Annotated in this window: 17 protein-coding genes, 1 tRNA gene and 1 pseudogene; 13 read left to right on the forward strand and 6 right to left on the reverse strand. The window is 68.9% G+C overall.

Features of this window, described 5'->3' with window-relative positions; all coding sequences use genetic code 11:
• Positions 1–489: 489 nt before the first annotated feature.
• The 4 genes from AB0K03_RS10020 (at position 490) to AB0K03_RS10035 (ending at position 3226) form a co-directional block, all read left to right on the forward strand.
• A complete protein-coding gene (locus AB0K03_RS10020) occupies positions 490–1680 on the forward strand; it encodes a DNA polymerase III subunit delta' (protein WP_364682693.1) in 1191 nt (396 codons plus the stop codon).
• Between the two features lie 277 nt (positions 1681–1957).
• Positions 1958–2284 carry a YbaB/EbfC family nucleoid-associated protein gene (locus AB0K03_RS10025; RefSeq protein WP_364682695.1) on the forward strand — a complete coding sequence of 109 codons (327 nt, stop codon included), beginning with the start codon at positions 1958–1960 and terminating at the stop codon, positions 2282–2284.
• A complete protein-coding gene (locus tag AB0K03_RS10030) occupies positions 2284–2580 on the forward strand; it encodes a type VII secretion target (protein WP_364682697.1) in 297 nt (98 codons plus the stop codon). The genes AB0K03_RS10025 and AB0K03_RS10030 overlap by 1 nt, the downstream gene beginning before the upstream one ends.
• A gap of 28 nt (positions 2581–2608) precedes the next feature.
• The gene (locus tag AB0K03_RS10035; protein WP_364682699.1) at positions 2609–3226 is read left to right on the forward strand and encodes a hypothetical protein; all 618 of its coding nucleotides are present in this window, start codon (positions 2609–2611) and stop codon (positions 3224–3226) included.
• A gap of 430 nt (positions 3227–3656) precedes the next feature.
• On the opposite strand, the gene AB0K03_RS10040 is transcribed toward AB0K03_RS10035, so the two are convergent.
• Positions 3657–5588 carry a hypothetical protein gene (locus AB0K03_RS10040; protein WP_364682701.1) on the reverse strand — a complete coding sequence of 644 codons (1932 nt, stop codon included), beginning with the start codon at positions 5586–5588 and terminating at the stop codon, positions 3657–3659.
• Between AB0K03_RS10040 and ricT the strand changes: the two genes are divergently transcribed.
• Complete coding sequence (gene ricT, locus AB0K03_RS10045) at positions 5587–6423, forward strand: regulatory iron-sulfur-containing complex subunit RicT (protein WP_364682703.1); 837 nt, start codon at positions 5587–5589, stop codon at positions 6421–6423. The genes AB0K03_RS10040 and ricT overlap by 2 nt on opposite strands.
• A 28-nt stretch (positions 6424–6451) precedes the next feature.
• Here ricT and AB0K03_RS10050 read toward each other — a convergent pair whose 3' ends face one another.
• Positions 6452–8212: a metallophosphoesterase gene (locus AB0K03_RS10050; RefSeq protein WP_364682705.1), complete on the reverse strand. Its 1761-nt coding sequence runs from the start codon at positions 8210–8212 to the stop codon at positions 6452–6454.
• Between the two features lie 188 nt (positions 8213–8400).
• On the opposite strand from AB0K03_RS10050, the gene AB0K03_RS10055 reads away from it, so the two are divergent.
• A tRNA-Thr gene (locus AB0K03_RS10055) sits at positions 8401–8474 on the forward strand.
• Positions 8475–8865: 391 nt separating this feature from the next.
• On the opposite strand, the gene AB0K03_RS10060 is transcribed toward AB0K03_RS10055, so the two are convergent.
• The 4 genes and pseudogenes from AB0K03_RS10060 to AB0K03_RS10075 all read right to left on the reverse strand — a co-directional run bounded on the left by AB0K03_RS10060 (position 8866) and on the right by AB0K03_RS10075 (position 11707).
• Positions 8866–9708 carry a hypothetical protein gene (locus tag AB0K03_RS10060; RefSeq protein ID WP_364682706.1) on the reverse strand — a complete coding sequence of 281 codons (843 nt, stop codon included), beginning with the start codon at positions 9706–9708 and terminating at the stop codon, positions 8866–8868.
• A 231-nt stretch (positions 9709–9939) separates the two neighbouring features.
• Positions 9940–10530 carry an alpha/beta hydrolase gene (locus AB0K03_RS10065; RefSeq protein ID WP_364682708.1) on the reverse strand — a complete coding sequence of 197 codons (591 nt, stop codon included), beginning with the start codon at positions 10528–10530 and terminating at the stop codon, positions 9940–9942.
• A gap of 126 nt (positions 10531–10656) precedes the next feature.
• Positions 10657–11210 (reverse strand): annotated as a pseudogene (locus AB0K03_RS10070) (type 1 glutamine amidotransferase domain-containing protein).
• Positions 11211–11245: 35 nt separating this feature from the next.
• Positions 11246–11707, reverse strand: coding sequence for a DUF2231 domain-containing protein (locus AB0K03_RS10075; RefSeq protein ID WP_364682709.1), 462 nt, complete (start codon positions 11705–11707; stop codon positions 11246–11248).
• A 148-nt stretch (positions 11708–11855) separates the two neighbouring features.
• Here AB0K03_RS10075 and AB0K03_RS10080 point away from each other — a divergent pair, with 148 nt between their 5' ends.
• The 7 genes from AB0K03_RS10080 to AB0K03_RS10110 all read left to right on the forward strand — a co-directional run bounded on the left by AB0K03_RS10080 (position 11856) and on the right by AB0K03_RS10110 (position 15767).
• Positions 11856–12209 carry a DUF1304 domain-containing protein gene (locus AB0K03_RS10080; RefSeq protein ID WP_364682711.1) on the forward strand — a complete coding sequence of 118 codons (354 nt, stop codon included), beginning with the start codon at positions 11856–11858 and terminating at the stop codon, positions 12207–12209.
• Positions 12210–12462: 253 nt separating this feature from the next.
• Positions 12463–12906: a DUF6232 family protein gene (locus AB0K03_RS10085; RefSeq protein ID WP_364682713.1), complete on the forward strand. Its 444-nt coding sequence runs from the start codon at positions 12463–12465 to the stop codon at positions 12904–12906.
• A gap of 241 nt (positions 12907–13147) precedes the next feature.
• Positions 13148–13594 (forward strand): DUF6232 family protein, encoded by a 447-nt coding sequence (locus AB0K03_RS10090; RefSeq protein WP_364682715.1) that lies wholly within the window; start codon positions 13148–13150, stop codon positions 13592–13594.
• A 174-nt stretch (positions 13595–13768) separates the two neighbouring features.
• Positions 13769–14686: a helix-turn-helix transcriptional regulator gene (locus AB0K03_RS10095; RefSeq protein WP_364682717.1), complete on the forward strand. Its 918-nt coding sequence runs from the start codon at positions 13769–13771 to the stop codon at positions 14684–14686.
• 65 nt (positions 14687–14751) lie between these two features.
• Positions 14752–14949 (forward strand): DUF397 domain-containing protein, encoded by a 198-nt coding sequence (locus AB0K03_RS10100; protein ID WP_364682719.1) that lies wholly within the window; start codon positions 14752–14754, stop codon positions 14947–14949.
• Between the two features lie 189 nt (positions 14950–15138).
• Positions 15139–15339 carry a DUF397 domain-containing protein gene (locus AB0K03_RS10105; protein ID WP_364682721.1) on the forward strand — a complete coding sequence of 67 codons (201 nt, stop codon included), beginning with the start codon at positions 15139–15141 and terminating at the stop codon, positions 15337–15339.
• Between the two features lie 83 nt (positions 15340–15422).
• On the forward strand, positions 15423–15767 hold the full coding sequence (locus AB0K03_RS10110) for a DinB family protein (RefSeq protein ID WP_364682723.1): 345 nt from the start codon (positions 15423–15425) through the stop codon (positions 15765–15767).
• Positions 15768–15795 lie beyond the last annotated feature (28 nt).

Consider the following 15795-nt stretch of genomic DNA (forward strand, 5'->3'; position numbering starts at 1 on the left):
TCCCGTCCGCCGAGGCGACCCAGGTCGTGAACCCGGCCGAGGCAACCCAGGCAATGACGGCGACCCAGGCGGTGACGGCGGCCGAGGCGACGCAGGCTGTCGCTTCGCCTGACGCGACGCAGGTTCTTCCTCCCCGGCACGGCGCGACATCGGCGTCTCCAGCCTCGGACCCGCCTGCGGATTCGTCGCCGGCTGCGACGCCTCCGGCGTCGGACGTGGAGACGCCGCTGGAGGTCCTCGAAGAGATGACCGGCAATCACGCCGTTGCCGACGACAGCGCGCCGCTCAACGCGGATGCCGATGCGGCAGCGGCCGGCCCGGATGCCGATGTGGCAGCGGCCGGCCCGGATGCCGATGTGGCAGCGGCCGGTCCGGATGCCGGTACGGCGGCGGCCGGCTCCGGGCCCGGAGCGGCCGCGACTGATGCCGAAGCCGCTGCGGCAGACGACCAGGTGGGCGAGCGCCGATGAGCGAGCGAGAATCGACGCCATGAGCGTGTTCGCCGACCTGGTGGGGCAGGACGAGGCCGTTGCCACCCTGAGCCGCGCCGCAGCGGCCGCCGCGCGCATCGTGGCCGGCGACGACATCGCCGCGGGGGCGATGACGCACGCGTGGATCTTCACCGGCCCGCCCGGCTCCGGCCGGTCCGTGGCGGCGCGTGCCTTCGCCGCGGCCCTGCAGTGCGAACGCGACGGCATCGGCTGCGGCGAGTGTCACGGGTGCCGCACTGCCCTCGGCGGCACGCACGCCGACATCCGGTACGTCGTGCCGGAGGGCCTGTCGATCGGCGTCAACGAGATGCGCGCGCTCGTGCTCCGCGCCGGCAGCGCCCCGTCCGGCGGCCGGTGGCAGGCGGTCGTCATCGAGGACGCGGACCGCCTCACGGAAGCCGCCGGCAACGCTCTGCTCAAGGCCATCGAGGAGCCCCCTCCGCGTACGGTGTTCCTGCTCTGCACGCCGTCCACTCACCCCGACGACATCTCGGTGACGATCCGGTCGCGCTGCCGCGTCGTCCCGTTGCGGCAGCCGTCGGCCGAGGCGGTGGCCGAGGTCCTCGTACGCCGGGACGGCATCGCCCCCGACGTCGCCTCGTGGGCCGCGGCGGCGGCGCAGGGTCACGTCGGTCGTGCCAAACGTCTCGCCCACGACCCGGACGCCCGCAAACGCCGCGAGGCGGTCCTGACCGTTCCGCGTCGCCTGACCGGCGTCGGCGCCTGCTTCGACGCCGCGTCGGCACTGATCGAGGCCGCGGAGGCCGAAGCCGTGGCCGCCCTGACCGAAACCGACAGCACGGAACGCGCGGCCCTCGAACAAGCCCTCGGAGCCGGCGGCACGGGCAGAGGCGCAGCCGGAGCGATGCGCGGAGCGGCCGGCCAGCTCAAGGAGCTCGAGAAGCGCCAGAAGTCCCGCCTCACCCGCTCCCAGCGCGACGCACTCGACCGCGCGCTCGTCGACCTCGCCGGCTTCTACCGTGACGTGCTCGTGACGAACCTGCGGGCGCCCGTGCCGGTCGTGCACACCGACACCGCTGCGCAGTCCGAGGCGGCCGCGGGCAAGTGGTCACCGGAGAGCACGCTGCGACGGCTCGAAGCGGTGCTTGCCTGCCGGGAAGCGATCGAGTTGAACGTCAAGCCGAAGATCGCGGTGGAGGCGATGATGCTCACCCTGTGGAAGGGCTGAGCTCTTCTCTGCTCCGGGAGCGGCCGTCTCCTCGATCGAGGAGACAAGCTGATCTGCTCTTTGCCATGGGATTGACCCTCCTTCTTGCGCCGAGCTGACTGGAAGTCTTCCAGAGTCGCGGCCGTCGGCTCGGGTTATCCACAGCAGGGATCCGCGCCGGTCCGCGAGGGCAGTTATCCACAAGGGACGGCGGAAGGGGATGCGCGGCGGTCGCCGGACCGGGTACGGTTCGGTGCCGGAACGCAATCACTGCGGTACGCCCGGTAAGGAGCCGACGATGCCCCGCGAGATCGACGAGGCGTGGATCGACGAGGCGATCGAGCGCTACCGCCGCCTCGACGTCCTGCGGGCCGAGTTCGACAAGGCGGTCGCGGCCCATGTCGTCTCGGTCCATTCCCCGGATGACACGGTCGAGGTGCTGGTGACCGCGGCCGGCGACATCACCGACGTTCGCATCCGCGGCAACCTGCAACAACGCAGCGCGACAGACCTGGCCCGGGAGGTGCAGGCAGTGGTCACGAATGCTACCGAAGCGGCCCGCTGGGCCAGGGAGAAACTGCACGACGAGATCTTCGGCGCCTTCCGCTCGCTGGGGGAGCACTGATGGAACAGCTGGCCGAGCGCCTCGAGTCCGCGGCCGACGCGCTGACCACAGTGGACCGGTCGCTGCCGGCGCATGCCGCGTCGTCTGGGGCCTTCGGGGCGAGCGACGAGGGCGTGCCCGGCCGGGTGGGCAGACAACTGCACGACCGCTGGGCCGCTGTGCTCGCCGCGCGGGCGCGGGAGGCTGCCGAGGCGGCGAAGGACCTGACGGACCTTGCTGCCGACGTACGACTGACCGCTAAGACCTACGCGGAGACCGACGACGAAACGGCCCGTCGCGTGCGCCGGGGATTCTGATGTACGCCGTGGTGAGACGGGTGCCGTGATGGACCGGCTGAACGAACTGCTGGAGACGGCCGGCCCGCTCCTGCGCCGGGTCGACGCGACGATCTCCGGCGGCGGGGCCCCGCCCGGCGATGAGGTGTGGACGCAGCTGCGCCGCGTACGGCTGCTCCCGGGCGACGCGGTGCGCGCTGTCGCGGCACTGCGACCGGCCGACCTCGTGGACGCGGCACCTGAGTTGCGCGCGGACGCGCGGGCCTACGCGGTGCTCGCCGGGTCGCTACCGGCGCCGGGAGATTGGTCGGGCATAGCCGCGGAGGCTTACGACCGGGTGCGCATGCGGACGGCCACCCATCTGAGCGGCGAACCCGGCAGCCTGGACGAACTCCTCCAGGCCTCCGCCGACCTCGCCGATGATCTGATCGCCTGGATGCATCACACGCGAGAGAGTGTGGCCGCTGTCCTCGCCGACATTCTCGGCTCGCTCGAGGCGGTGGCCCTGGCCGGGGACAAAGTGGACGTCACTGCGCCGCGGGAGCTGGCCGCCGCGGCCACGGTCGCGGAGAGGGTGCTCCGCACGGTGGCGGACGCGTACGACCAGGCGACTGAGCTGCTGCACACGTCGGCGGCCTTGGCGGAGCCGGTCGCTGCGGTGCGGTGACCATGAAGTCCCGGGGAATGGCGATCTCTCAAGCCGTGGACATGGCAACGGCGCCGCACTCGGTTACCGGTTCCGAGAGCGACGCCGTGACCTCCTGCACCCCCCGCAGGCTCAGCTCCCACTCAACGCCTCCCGCGCGGCTTTGTCGCCTCCCCTGGCGCGGAACGAGCCGCTCGGTCGAATCAGGACGGCCCGAGCGGCGTACCCGTCCTTGGCCGTCGGTCGATTCCCGTCACCTCGACGGCCCATATCGAAGCCCGTCCAAGCCGCGGCGGGAAATCTGCACGAGTGCGCACCGCGGCCCGGAACCCCGCCGCCACAGGGCTCAGCCGCCACCGTGCCGGCTCCGCGAGCCGGAGCCCCGCACCGCCGCGCTCAGGAGCGACGTACCCGGAATCCCCGCACCGCACCGCCGCGCCGCCGCGCCCTGTCACGATCGCGAGCGCCCCCGCATGCCGAAGATCAGCGCCGCCGTACCCGCGATCAGCAATGCCACGCCGCTCAACGCGATCACGTCGACCCGCGGCCCGGTGATCGGCAGGCCGCCACCCTCGCCGGCTGCCTCGGCGCCCGACACGCCTCCCGCCGTTTCCGGGGCCACGGCGGCGGCTTCGAGGACGCCCATGTCGAAGTCGAGCACGGCCGCGTCGCTCCCGCCGTACCCGGGCTTGGTGCGGTCGTCCGGCCCACCCTGCGTGATGGTCACCGACAGTGCGGACGCACGGGCCGCGATCGCGCGGCCTCGGGCTGCCTGGCGCACCTCGCCGAGCGAGATCCGGACCTTGGTGCCGGGTTCGACGACCGGCGCGGTCTCGGTGCGGGGCTCGGTGACCTGCGGCAATTCGGGTACGCCGGGGAGCGGGGCACCGTCACCACCCCCCAGGAGCCGCGTCTTGCCGAGCGCTCCGAGCAGCCCGGACGGGGCGGTACCGGACTCCTCGCTGGTCGCCTCCTTCGTGGGCTCGTGCAGAGTGACCTCAATTTCGTCACCGGCAGTGTCGAGCCGCTCGGTCTTGAAGCCCTCGCCGGACACCTCGACCGTGGCCGGGATGTAGCGGACCTCGCCACCATCCTTCATGGACATGCTCGCCCGCAGCGACGGCGCCTTGCGGATCGCGACCTTCACCGCCCCGTCGAGCAGCTCGAACGTTCCCGCCTCGAGACCCGCGGACGCCACGGTCGCCACAGCCGCGCCGTGCCGCTCCACTTCGGTCGTGCTCTCGCTCTCCACCTTGCCGGGTACGCGCACCAGCGCCGAGTCACCGTCCGCGAGAATCCCGGCGTCACGAAGCCGGGCCGTCGCCCGCGTCACTTCACCGTCCGTGGCGCCGCAGGCCATGCCGGCTTCCCACTGGGCGTGAGTGGTCAGCGTGCCGTCGCCCAGGCTGATCGGCCCGGTGTCGGCGGCGCCGGTGGCGCGGCGGTTGGGCTTGTTGTTCGTGGGCGGCGCCTGCTGCTGCAGCGCCTCCGACAGGCCCTCGGGCGCGCCGACGGCGTCGATCATGCGCGCCACGGCCGCCGAACTCACCGGAGCCTGCGCCACCATCGCCGACTTGGCGTCACCGACATGAATCTCCGAGGCCGGTTTGCCATCGGCGGCCCCGAGCGCATTCAGCCGAAGAATCTGGCTGCCGGACTGTGCCGCGTACCGCTCGGCCTGCTCGCAGGGTGCGGGCGCAGCACCGGCCGGCAGCGGCACGGCGAGCATCCCGACCGCCCCGACGGCCCCGGCCGCAACGAGAACCCGCCGTCGTCGCGAACCCGCACCCCCGCGGCCTCCCGCACCCACGCCGGCCGCCGCACCCGGCGATGCAGCCGCGCCGCCTTCCGTACGCACGCCGGCCGCCGCGCTGGCGGGCGACGCGCACGCGGCGGCCGCGTGGCCCGCTGTTGCCGCCGCCCGGGTTGCCGCCGCCCGGGTTGCCGCCGCCCGGCTTGCCGCCGCCCGGCCGCCGGCCGGAACCCCGCCGCTTGCGGCATTCCCGCCGACGCCCGCGCTGCTCGTCGCATCGACGGTCGTCAAGTCCGCCTCCGCAGCCATGGTCAGCTGCGTTTCTGTTGCGGCCGACCGTTTGCGCCCGGCTGCGGCGGCGAGGTGGCCGAGTCGCCGACCGCGGTCGAATCGCACGATTGCCGGCGCTTGGGTCATCCACGACCGGGAGTGCCGGGCGGGCGTGGCGGGCTGTGCAAGATCATCGCGTACGGGCACGGCGGATGCCATGAAAGTTTCCTCCCCCAAGGATTGCCGCAGCGAGCGGCGTCTACGGGACTGCCCAACGAGGCTCGATGCGGGGGGTTGCGCGGATCTATGTCGTTCTGTGGCATTTCGCACGTCCGGTCCGTCGCCGTAGGCTGGGGCCATGGGCATGCTGTGCGCGGTCAGCTTCAACCGGTACGGCCGCCTCTACTACCTCGACCCGGGCGACTTCTCGCCCCAGGTCGGTGACCGGGTCCTGGTCCCGACCGACGACGGCCCCGAGGTGGCGGAGTGCGTCTGGGCGGCGCAATGGGTCAGCGAGGACACGAGCGGTTTCCCCAAGGTCGCCGGTCTCGCCGACGAGCGTGACCTGCGCCGAGACGAGCTGCTGAGAAAACGAAAGGCCGAGGCGAAGGTCGCGGCCAAGAAGCTGATCAAGCAGCACGAGCTGCCGATGAAGGTGGTAGCGGTCGACCACGTTCTGGACCAGGCCGGTACGGGCGCGGCCCGCACGACGATCTACTTCACCGCCCCGCACCGTGTCGACTTCCGCTCGCTGGTCCGCGACCTCGGCGCCACCCTGCACTGCCGCGTGGAGCTGCGTCAGCTGTCCGCCCGTGACTCGGCCCGCGTCCAGGGCGGCATCGGCTCCTGCGGCCGCGACCTGTGCTGCGCCACGTTCCTGACCGACTTCGAGCCGGTCACGATCCGCATGGCCAAGGACCAGGACCTCCCGCTCAACCCGCTGCGCATCTCCGGCGCATGCGGCCGCCTGATGTGTTGCCTCAAGTACGAGCACCCGCTGTACCAGAAATTCCAGGCATCCGCCCCGGCGGTCGGTAGCCGGGTCAGCACCCCGGAGGGCGACGGCCGGGTGGTGGCGCACAGCGTGCCGAAGGACGCCGTGGTGGTCCGCATGGACGCTGACGGCTCGCGCTGCTCGTGCAGCCGGGCCTCGGTCTGCGGCCCCCGCCAGGCCCACGACGAGCACTACGTCTGACCGAACCCGCCGCCCGCGCGCCCGCGACCTAGGGGGTCTGCGGCAGCGTGCCTCCGTCCTGTGGGCCGTGCGGTGCGTCCGGCGCCGTCGATCCGCCTGCCGTGGCAGGGCCGGGGGCTGAGACCGCCGCCGGGCCGTCCACCAGTACCGGCGGCTCGATGAGCCGTACCGTCAGCGGATCCGCCGGCTGCAACCAGGGGCTGTCCGGCGGGCCGCCCGGGTCGGCCGTCCAGGAGTGGCAGACGCGGTCCACGCCGATCGGGTACACCGTCAGCGAACCGTCGGCCGCGATGTGCAGCCGGAGGAAGCTCTTCGAGTCCTCGATGCCCTGGCCCGCGAACAGCTCGTTGACGTTGACGTCGAAGAAGCCCGCGATCACCAGGTACAGCGCGAGGATCTGAGTGGCGACGAACGCGATCACCGGCCCGTACAGGACCGCTGCGGCGACGAGGGGTCCGGGCCAGGCCCAGTCGTGGAACGGCAGCCTCAGCCACACCCAGGTGCCGCCGGCGGCGAGGGCGATGTGGGCGAAACCGTGCAGCAGGCCGAAGATCCAGTGCCGCACGTGTTCGGCTTGTCCCGCGCCGGGTGGCTGCGCGAACAGGACAGCGCCGACGAGTATCAGCACGAGCATGAACACCAGCGGGATGCTGAACAGGCGCTGGAAGATGCCACCCTGGCTGGCCGCGCCGGCCATCGCGAGCATCGTGAGCGTGTGCAGCAGGCCCAGCATGGTGGCGAAACCGGGGTTGCGCGCGGGAATCCTGCGGAAGGCGCCCCAGCTCATGCGGCGCGAATCCGCCGCGCTCGGGAAACGAGACACCAGGTCGTAGGTCCGGCTGCGGCTCGCGCTGCGGGTCAAGGTCTCCTTCGGCGGTACGGTCAGAGCACCCGGCAACTGGTGTGTCGCCAACAGGTACGCGCCCCCGCCGCCGCACGTGATCAGTTCCCGGTCGTCGCCGGAGTAGCGCGCATAGTGGTGCAGGTCGCCGGAGACGAGCAGCCGCACCTGGGCGCCGCTGGGGGCCAGGATGGTGCGGATGAAGTAGTCGACCGCGTCGTAGGCCTCGGGCTTCCGCGCCGCCTTGACCCAGGTGGGCGACGGCGTCATGAGGATGATGCGGTCATCGGGCCCGAGCGCCCGGGCGGCCTTCTCGAAATACACGAGCTGCGGGTCGTCGATGTACGCCCCGAACTGCTCGTCGATCGCGAACAGCCACCAGTTCGCGGGCAGCCGCACGGCGAAGTACGACCGGCGCTGCTGCGTACGCCATCCGCCGATGTGACCGTCCTGGCGGCGGGCGAACAACCGCAGGAAGGCGGTGAGGCCGTCGTACCAGTCGTGGTTGCCGGGCAGCGCGAACAGCGTCGGCTGCGGTCCATCGGCCGGCGGCTCGGGCAGCGCAGCCCGGTACGGACCCTTCATACGGTTCTCGTACTCATCCCCGCTCGCGACCGGATAGACCTGATCGCCGCCCATGAGCAGCACCTGACCGCGCGGCAACTCCCGCCCGTCCACCTCCAGCCGAGGCTGCGCCAGCAGATAAGCCACCGAATACGTGGCGTCGAACCCGTCACCGAGGTCGGCCACGTAGTCGAGCCACAACTCGCCGTCGGTGCCCGGCTCCTCGAAGGAGTCGCCGGGCATGGCGTTCTGCAGCTCGCGCTTGTCGAGATAGGCGCCGAAGAGGATCGCGAGCAACGTCCGCAGGCCGGTGTTGAGCAGCAGCAACGGCGCCAGCCAGCCGACCGGCCGCCGGGGCTTGAACCCGAGCTCGGGGGGATCCATGCTCACCGGTCGCCGAGCACGGGACGGCTCGGCCTCGGCAGCCCGCGGCCGGGGACGCCGGGAAGGCTGTTGATCGGTCACGCATGGCAGAGTAGCCCGGAGGTATGACATCGCCTGTCCGGTTCGGCGCGCCCGGGGGCCACCCACGGCGGACGATCGCGGGGCATGCCGTACACTTCTGTAGCGTTGCCGCCTTAGCTCAGTCGGCTAGAGCGACGCACTCGTAATGCGTAGGTCGACGGTTCGATTCCGTCAGGCGGCTCAGTACGGAAGCCCAGGTCATCGGCCTGGGCTTCTGTGTTTCTCGACGTCCACCACGGTGCTTTCGCCCGTGCTGGTGCACAGGTAGTCCGCACCCAATGCCGAGACCGCCTGGTCCAACCGGTGCGGGTCGAGGTGTTGTCATTTGGCTACAGCGTCATCGTCGCGCTCGCCCGCACGGGCGAGGTATGGCGGCTCCGCGACGACCGTCTCCGCCAAGTGGCTGCCGGGCAGCGGATCCGGAACACCCAGAGCAGGTTCCGCTCCCAGAAGCGCGATGAGTGGGTGCCGACTCGTTGACACCGAGCGTGCGCACCGGAACCGTCCCGGTGGGTGCTGGATCGTCGAGGCCTCGCACGATGCGGCAGGCCAGGCTGTGGGTGGCGATAGTGTCATGAGCTTGGCCGGTTCGCCCACTGCAGCAACGACGCAAACCAACCGGGCCGGCGGGTGCGGCCTTCGCATACGGCGATCTCATCTTTGAAGCAGTTGATGACGGGACGCGGATAGTGGAAGAACTGTGATCGCTCGGTGAATCCTTCCTCCCTCCACTCGTACCGGACGCCGATAGAGCCAATATAGGCGGCAAGCACATACCGCTTCAGCCGGGTGAGGTTCCTGTCTGCCTCCACGAAGTCCGGACTTATGGAGAGACCGCCCTTATAGCGAGCATGGATTGAGTCTGTTGTGATCAATCCCATGTGGGCGTCCGGCATATCTGTGGCGCCGTCGAGAAACTCGCGGAGAGAGTCGGGTATCGGGAACCCGGCGCGCACCATGCGGCAGCCGAAGTGTTTGCCGTAGTAACGCGCGAGATTCAGGGTTCTGGCCTCCCAGTCTGCGCCGAAAACTTGTTGGAAATCGATCCCAGGCATGATACGTAGCCAGGTGCGGTCTACGTACTCTGAATATATGTCGTAGGCATTGTCGAAGGGCTTGGAGCGCTTATTGTTGCAAGGCTCGCACAATGATTTGGGGAACTTGACGACCCCATAGCGGTCCCGGGTGACGCCACTTCTGCCCCTGATCTCACGGGTATTCCCATCGCCATCCCCCCACAGCAATGGCTCGCCGTCGGCCATCAATCGAGTCAAATCAGCACGCTTGAACTTGTGCTCGCCAGTCGTCGCCGGACGGGCCTGGCACCACCAGCACATTCCAGAGGGAGCTACGCGCAAGTGAGCCAGGTCCTTCGGGCCTCGGATGGGGCGGCCATCGGACATGCGATCCTGCATGACCTAATTGAACATGCCGGTTGCACAGCGGTCCAAAGTGCCTCGGCCTCGGCCTGGCCGTACTCGGCATCGGTCGCGAAGCGGCGCGGCAGCCACGCTGATGTCTAGTCCCAGTCTGCGTCCCAGGAGATGTTCGACGGGCGACCTTGGTTTTGTGGGTGGCTCACTGCGGAAAGCCGGTTCCGGTGGCCCGAGGGGCGATCTCTGTGGGGAACATGTTCCCGTGAGTTTCTACCTTGACGTGCTCGCCATCGATCCAGGCGCTGGCGACGACGTGGCGGACGTCTCGCCCGGCCAGCCGATGGCGTCGAGGAATTCCTCCACGGCGGTCACGACGCGACTGAGCACCGCGATCGAATCGGTGATCGGGCCGGGTACGTACATGCCGTGATTTGCGCCCTCCACCTCCAGCACGTGGGGCGACAGCCTGCGGGCCAGATCACCGTTCCAGACCTCGTCGGCGGTGCCACCGACGAGCAGAAAAGGCGCGGTCGCACGGCTCAGCGCATTAGCCACCCACGGCAGGGTGAGCAGGGGCGTGAGCCATACGGCGGGCAGGCTTCTCCGGGCGGCGGTCGTTGCCGCGTTCGAGCCGAGCGATTTGCCGATCAGCAGCGGGCGGCCGCCGATGGTGTCGAGCAGCGGTGCGATCTCATCGCTGACCCAGCCCTCGATCTCCGGCCGGTCCGGGTTCGGGAACTCCCGGGTCCACGAGTGCCGATGAACTGTCGCGCCGCGCTGTTCCGCCACGTCGCCGGAATACATCAGCAGGGGAGCGTACGGTCCGAACCAACCGCCGGGAATCACGACAGCGTCAGTCATGCGCACGACCCTAGGGCGTGGCCGCCAGATCTGGGGTTCAGCCCGGCGGTCGCTCGGCAAGCCGGTGGCGCACGGACCTTCGTCCGTGCGCCACTTGAGCTTGCTGTGTCCGTACTTGTGAATTTGTCAGGCGGTTTGCTTCTCGTGGGCGCCCTCGGCGATTTCCTCGAGCATCTTGGCGCAGAAGGCGGGAAGGTCGTCGGGGTTGCGGCTGGTGACCAGGCCCTGGTCGACGTAGACCTCTTCGTCGACCCACGTGGCGCCGGCGTTGGCGAGGTCGGTGCGCAGGCTCGGCCAGCTGGTCAGCGTGCGGCCGTCGACGACGCCCGCTTCGACGAGGGTCCAGGGGCCGTGGCAGATCGCGGCGACCGGTTTGCCGGCGGTGAAGAACGAGCGGACGAAACGGACCGCATCCGGGTCGGTGCGCAGGAAATCCGGATTGGCCACGCCGCCCGGCAGGACGAGGGCTCGGCGTCGGCCTCTTTCACCTGCTTTTCCACCGGGTACGTGCCGGCCTTGTCCATGTGGTTCACGGCCTGGATGTCACCGCTCTTGATGGAGACGAGCTCCGCCGTTCCGCCTGCTGATTCGACGGCTTTGCGGGGCTCGGTGTACTCCACTTCCTCGACGCCGTCGGTCGCGAGGAACGCGACCCGCTTACCTGTGATCGAGGTGGCCATTGTCGATTCCCCTTTCGCGCGGCGCTGTTGCTCCGTCAGTAGGAGCGGTTCCCGGCGCGGGCGCGGGCAAACGCGGCCGCGCGGCGATTCACGAGTTCGCCGCCGTACCAGGCGCCGAAGACCGCGCCGGCCAGGGCGAGCATCTCGACGGCGAGGAGGCCGCCGCCGGCCACGCGGTCCGGGGTGCGCATACGCAGCATGAGGATCACCGCGAAAAGAATGAGGACGCCCATGTTGGCGAGGCTCTGCAGGACCCCGATCCGCTTCGCGGGCGTGCCGTTCGGCACGAACATCAGGTCGATCGCTCCGGCGAGAGCGGCCAGCATGCCGCCCACCAGGCCGGCGACGATGTTCCAGTACGCGAGTGCGCCGAGAATCTCGGGGCCGCCGAGCAGATCGGCGACATCGAAGAGTACGGCCATCGAGAAAAGTCCCAGCGGGAACATCACGAGGACGGGTTGCACCGCCTGGCCGGCGATTCTCAGTCGGCTCTCCATGGTGCTCACCCTCCCCAGGTCGTTCGTACTCGGTGGTCCGGTATGTGCGGCTCGATCGTCTGTGGCCCTACCCGGCGTCCCGAACGGCGAAACGCGTGGTGACGACGGTTACGGCCGTCGATATCCCTTGATCGATAAGGTGTGCCGCATGGAGTTGGCTGCGCAGATCATGGTGGGCGTCGTGGCCCTCATCCACGTCTACATTCTCGTCCTTGAGATGTTCCTCTGGCGGACGGATCGGGTGCGGGCCACGTTCGGTACCACTGTCGAGTTCGCGGCGCAGAGCGCCACCCTGGCCGCGAACCAGGGCCTGTACAACGGCTTCCTGGCGGCCGGCCTGTTCTATGGTCTCATCTCGGACAGCCTCGCGTTCCAGGTGTTCTTCCTGTGCTGTGTCGTCGTGGCCGGAATCTACGGCGCGGCGACGGCTACCCGCCGGATCCTGTTCGTGCAGGTCGTCCCGGCTGCGATCGCCCTGCTCCTGGTCCTGCTGGCCCGCTGACGGCCGAGCCCGCCGGTACGCAATCTGCGATATGGCAAGTTGATGTGTGGCGAACAGCGCGGTGGCGTGCTGTACTGAGGACAGCGGAGCCGAGGAAGAGACAGCAACGGCACCCGGCGGCAACCGGGTGCCGTTGTCGCCTTCAAGTGCCCGTGCGGAGTGACGTACGAGCGAGGCGGGGATCCTCCCTGCGCCAATGACGGCTCGCCTTTCCTCTCCTCGCTTCGGCTGGGAGCAGGAAAGGGGTGATCGCATGCGCCTCTATTACCGTGGGCCCGACGCGACGGTGACCGGCGACTACTTCGTCCACCACGCACCCGGCGGGGCGAAGTCCTACTCGGTGGGCGAGCTACGCAACGTCGGAATCAGCCGGGCACAGGCAGGCAGCTCGCCTTTCCCGTACGCCATCAGCGGAGTGGCGGTGCTGGCGGGAGCCGCATTGTCCATGGGTGCGATCCCGGTCCTGTACGCCCTCGTGGGCCTGGCGGGATCCGCGGCGGCCGCCGGCACCCTGGCAGTCCGGGCGCGACGAGCTCGGCCGCGGCCGTGGATCCTCCAAGCCGATTACCGCGGCGCGACCGTCCACCTCTACGAATCGGCCGACGACCGTGTGTTTCAGCAGGTCGCCCGTGGTCTGCGCCGGGCGATCGAAGACGGCCGGCTCCGGTCCGCCTACGAGCCGAACGGCCCTCTCTGAGGCTGCCTGCTCGCAATCTGCAACATGGCACTTTGAGTTATGGCGATCAGGATGATGGCTATGTTCTACTTCTGATAGAAGGACACGGCGGAACGTCAGGGGGGATCAGGCGGCACTCGGCGGCAACCGGGTGCCGTTGTCACCACTGGCGAACGGTCCGGTCCCAGCGAGGCGGGAAACATCTTCGAGCCGTGTCACGGCACCCTTTCCCCTCGCGGAGGAGCATGGAAGGGAGTTCGCAATGCGTGTCTACTACCGTGGCCCCGACGCTCTGCTCACCGACGAACACTTCGTGTGGCGTACCGCCACCGCCAACCGGATCTTCGCTGTCGCCGACCTGCGCGACGTCGGACTGGTCCGAGGGGAAGTCGCCAACTCCCAGCTCGCCGGCATGCTCGTGACAGCGGCCGGGCTCGTCACCCTAACGGCTGCAAGTTGGGGTCTCGCAGGAGCGGCCGTCGGCTTCACGGCGGCTGCCGTCGCCCTTGTCGTCGGCATGGTCGTCACGGTTTCGCTGCGGCAGCGCGCCGCCCGCCGCTGGCGTCTCACGGCGACGTACCGCGGCTTGGCCGTGACCCTGTATGCCTCAGCTGACCTGCGCGTTTTCAACCAGGTGACGCGTGCGCTGCGACGCGCCATCGAGGACTCCGGTGCCGTCCGGTCGGCGGGTCCTCTCGCGACTGTCTAACCGATAGTTTCCGGAATGTCACAGGTCTCTTTTCGAGAACAGAGTGCGTGTGCAAGTGCCGTCTGATAAGACGATGAGTAGAGTGGCGCGCGACCTCGCTGATTGCGTCTTGGCAGACAGCGAGGTCGCACGTTGATCGGTCACCGGGGCATCCACTTCGACGATGAAGGAGCCATGGCTGAGGCTGTCTCGCCAACGGTCGCGCGTCGGCGCGTGCGATTGGCGCTGCGCGAGGCACGAGAGGCGGCCGGCCTGACGCAGCAGCAGGTGGCCGACGAGATGGAATGGTCGCTCAGCAAGGTCATCCGGATCGAGAGCGGCGAGGTCACCATCGCCCCGAACGACCTGCGGCCCTTGCTGGCCTTCCTGAAGGTCAAGGACAAGGACGTCATCAGCAGTCTGCTGGTCGACGCCCGGGTGGCCCGGATCCGGCAGCGGCAGGCCTGGTACCAGAAGCCGCCCTACAAGGACGTGCTCAGCGAGTCCTATCGCAAACTGATCGAATTCGAGGCCGTCGCGACGGCCATCCGCTATTTCTCGATCTACTTCATCCCCGGGCCGCTGCAGCTGCCGGAATACGCGGCGGCCCTCATGCGTCTCTGGACCGACGAGATGTCCGAGACGCGGATCAAGGCCCTGCTCGGAGCGCGCCGGCAACGCGGGGAAGCGCTACTTTCCCGCGTCGGCTCCGTTGAACTGTTCGTGCTGTTGGACGAGTCGGTCCTCATGCGCCCCGTCGGCGGCGTGGCTGTGATCACCGCACAGTTGCAGGAGTTGCACCGGCTGGCGAGCGAAGGGGCCATCCGGCTGCGGATGGTGCCGTTCACCCTCGACGCTCCCGTGACCAACAACGCGTCCTTCGATTTGCTTTCTCTTGATCCACACGACAAGGAAGGCATGCTCCTCTATCACGAGAACGGCCTGACCGACGAAGTGATCGAGGACAAGGCCACCACCAGGCGCCACAAGGATCGGTACGACCTGGTGTGGGAAGAGGCTCTCGATGAGTCCGACACGATCGATTTCATCCAGAAGCGCATCATCGATCTGGGAGCGGCCGGCACAGGCCGCCTCCGAGAACACCACCGATAAATCATGAGTCCGTGTGGACTCGTGACGATATGTGTCCACGCGGGCGGCCCTGTGAAAGGCGAACGATGGACAGCGTCACCATGCCCGCATGGCGTAAGAGCAGCAAGTGCGCGAACGGTACCTGTGTCGAAGTGGCGAGGGTCGGGGACGACACGTACCTGATCCGCGACTCGAAGCAGCCCGAGGCTCCGGCTCTGTCGTTCACGAAGGAGGAGTGGGTCGCCTTCGTCGAAGGCGTACAAGCAGGCGAATTCCAGTTCTGAGTCTCGCGTGAGCCGCTCCGCGCATGGAAGACGCGTCAAACCGTGCGCGGAGTGTACAAATACACCGCATATATAGGTGAATAAGCCGCGAATCGCTCCTTCGTCGCGGTTCACTCACTGCTGTCTTTCTGCCGCATCTGGCCGCCGTCGCCTACCGTGGAGCGGGGAACCGTCACGGAGGTGCGTCATATGGCAAATTGGACGGAACAACCGATCTGGCACAGAAGCAGCCGCTGCAGCAACGGCACCTGTGTGGAGGTCGCCCGGGCCGGCGGCGACTACCTGATCCGGGACTCCAAGCAACCCGAAGCCGAACCGCTCCGATTCTCCGCCGACGAATGGCACGCCTTCTGCGACGCCGTCAGGAGCGGTGAATTCGACCTGCGCTGAGGCGGTGTCGGGGTCACTGTCGGTGCTGCCCGGAACCTTGGAGCCGGATCCGCCGCCGGTGGCCGCGACCGCCCGGCGACGCCGTGGGCATCTTGCGTAAGCGCGCCAGCACGTTCTTCGGGGCCGGCAGTGTGCCCGAGGACGCCGACATGTTCGACCGCCGACATTGGCCCGCTCGGTTGCCCGGTACGGCCTCCGAGGGCGTGGAGCTGCTCGAGCGCTCGTACCGATGGTGGCGTGACGGGGTGGCCGGCCTCGACGAGGACGGGCTGCTGCGGCAACTGGGGCCGAAGGGAGCCTTCTTCGCCGCGGAGCCGATGGCCACGCTTGTGCTGCACCTCAACCGGGAGGTGTTCCATCACGGTGGGGAGGTCGGGATTTGTATCGGGCCACGGGCGCGAGCGCTCGCGACGACCGGCTGTCGGTGATGCGGTGAGGGTTGTCCTGGTGTCGCTG

The organism is Actinoplanes sp. NPDC049316, from assembly GCF_040677315.1.
GTDB lineage: Bacteria > Actinomycetota > Actinomycetes > Mycobacteriales > Micromonosporaceae > Actinoplanes.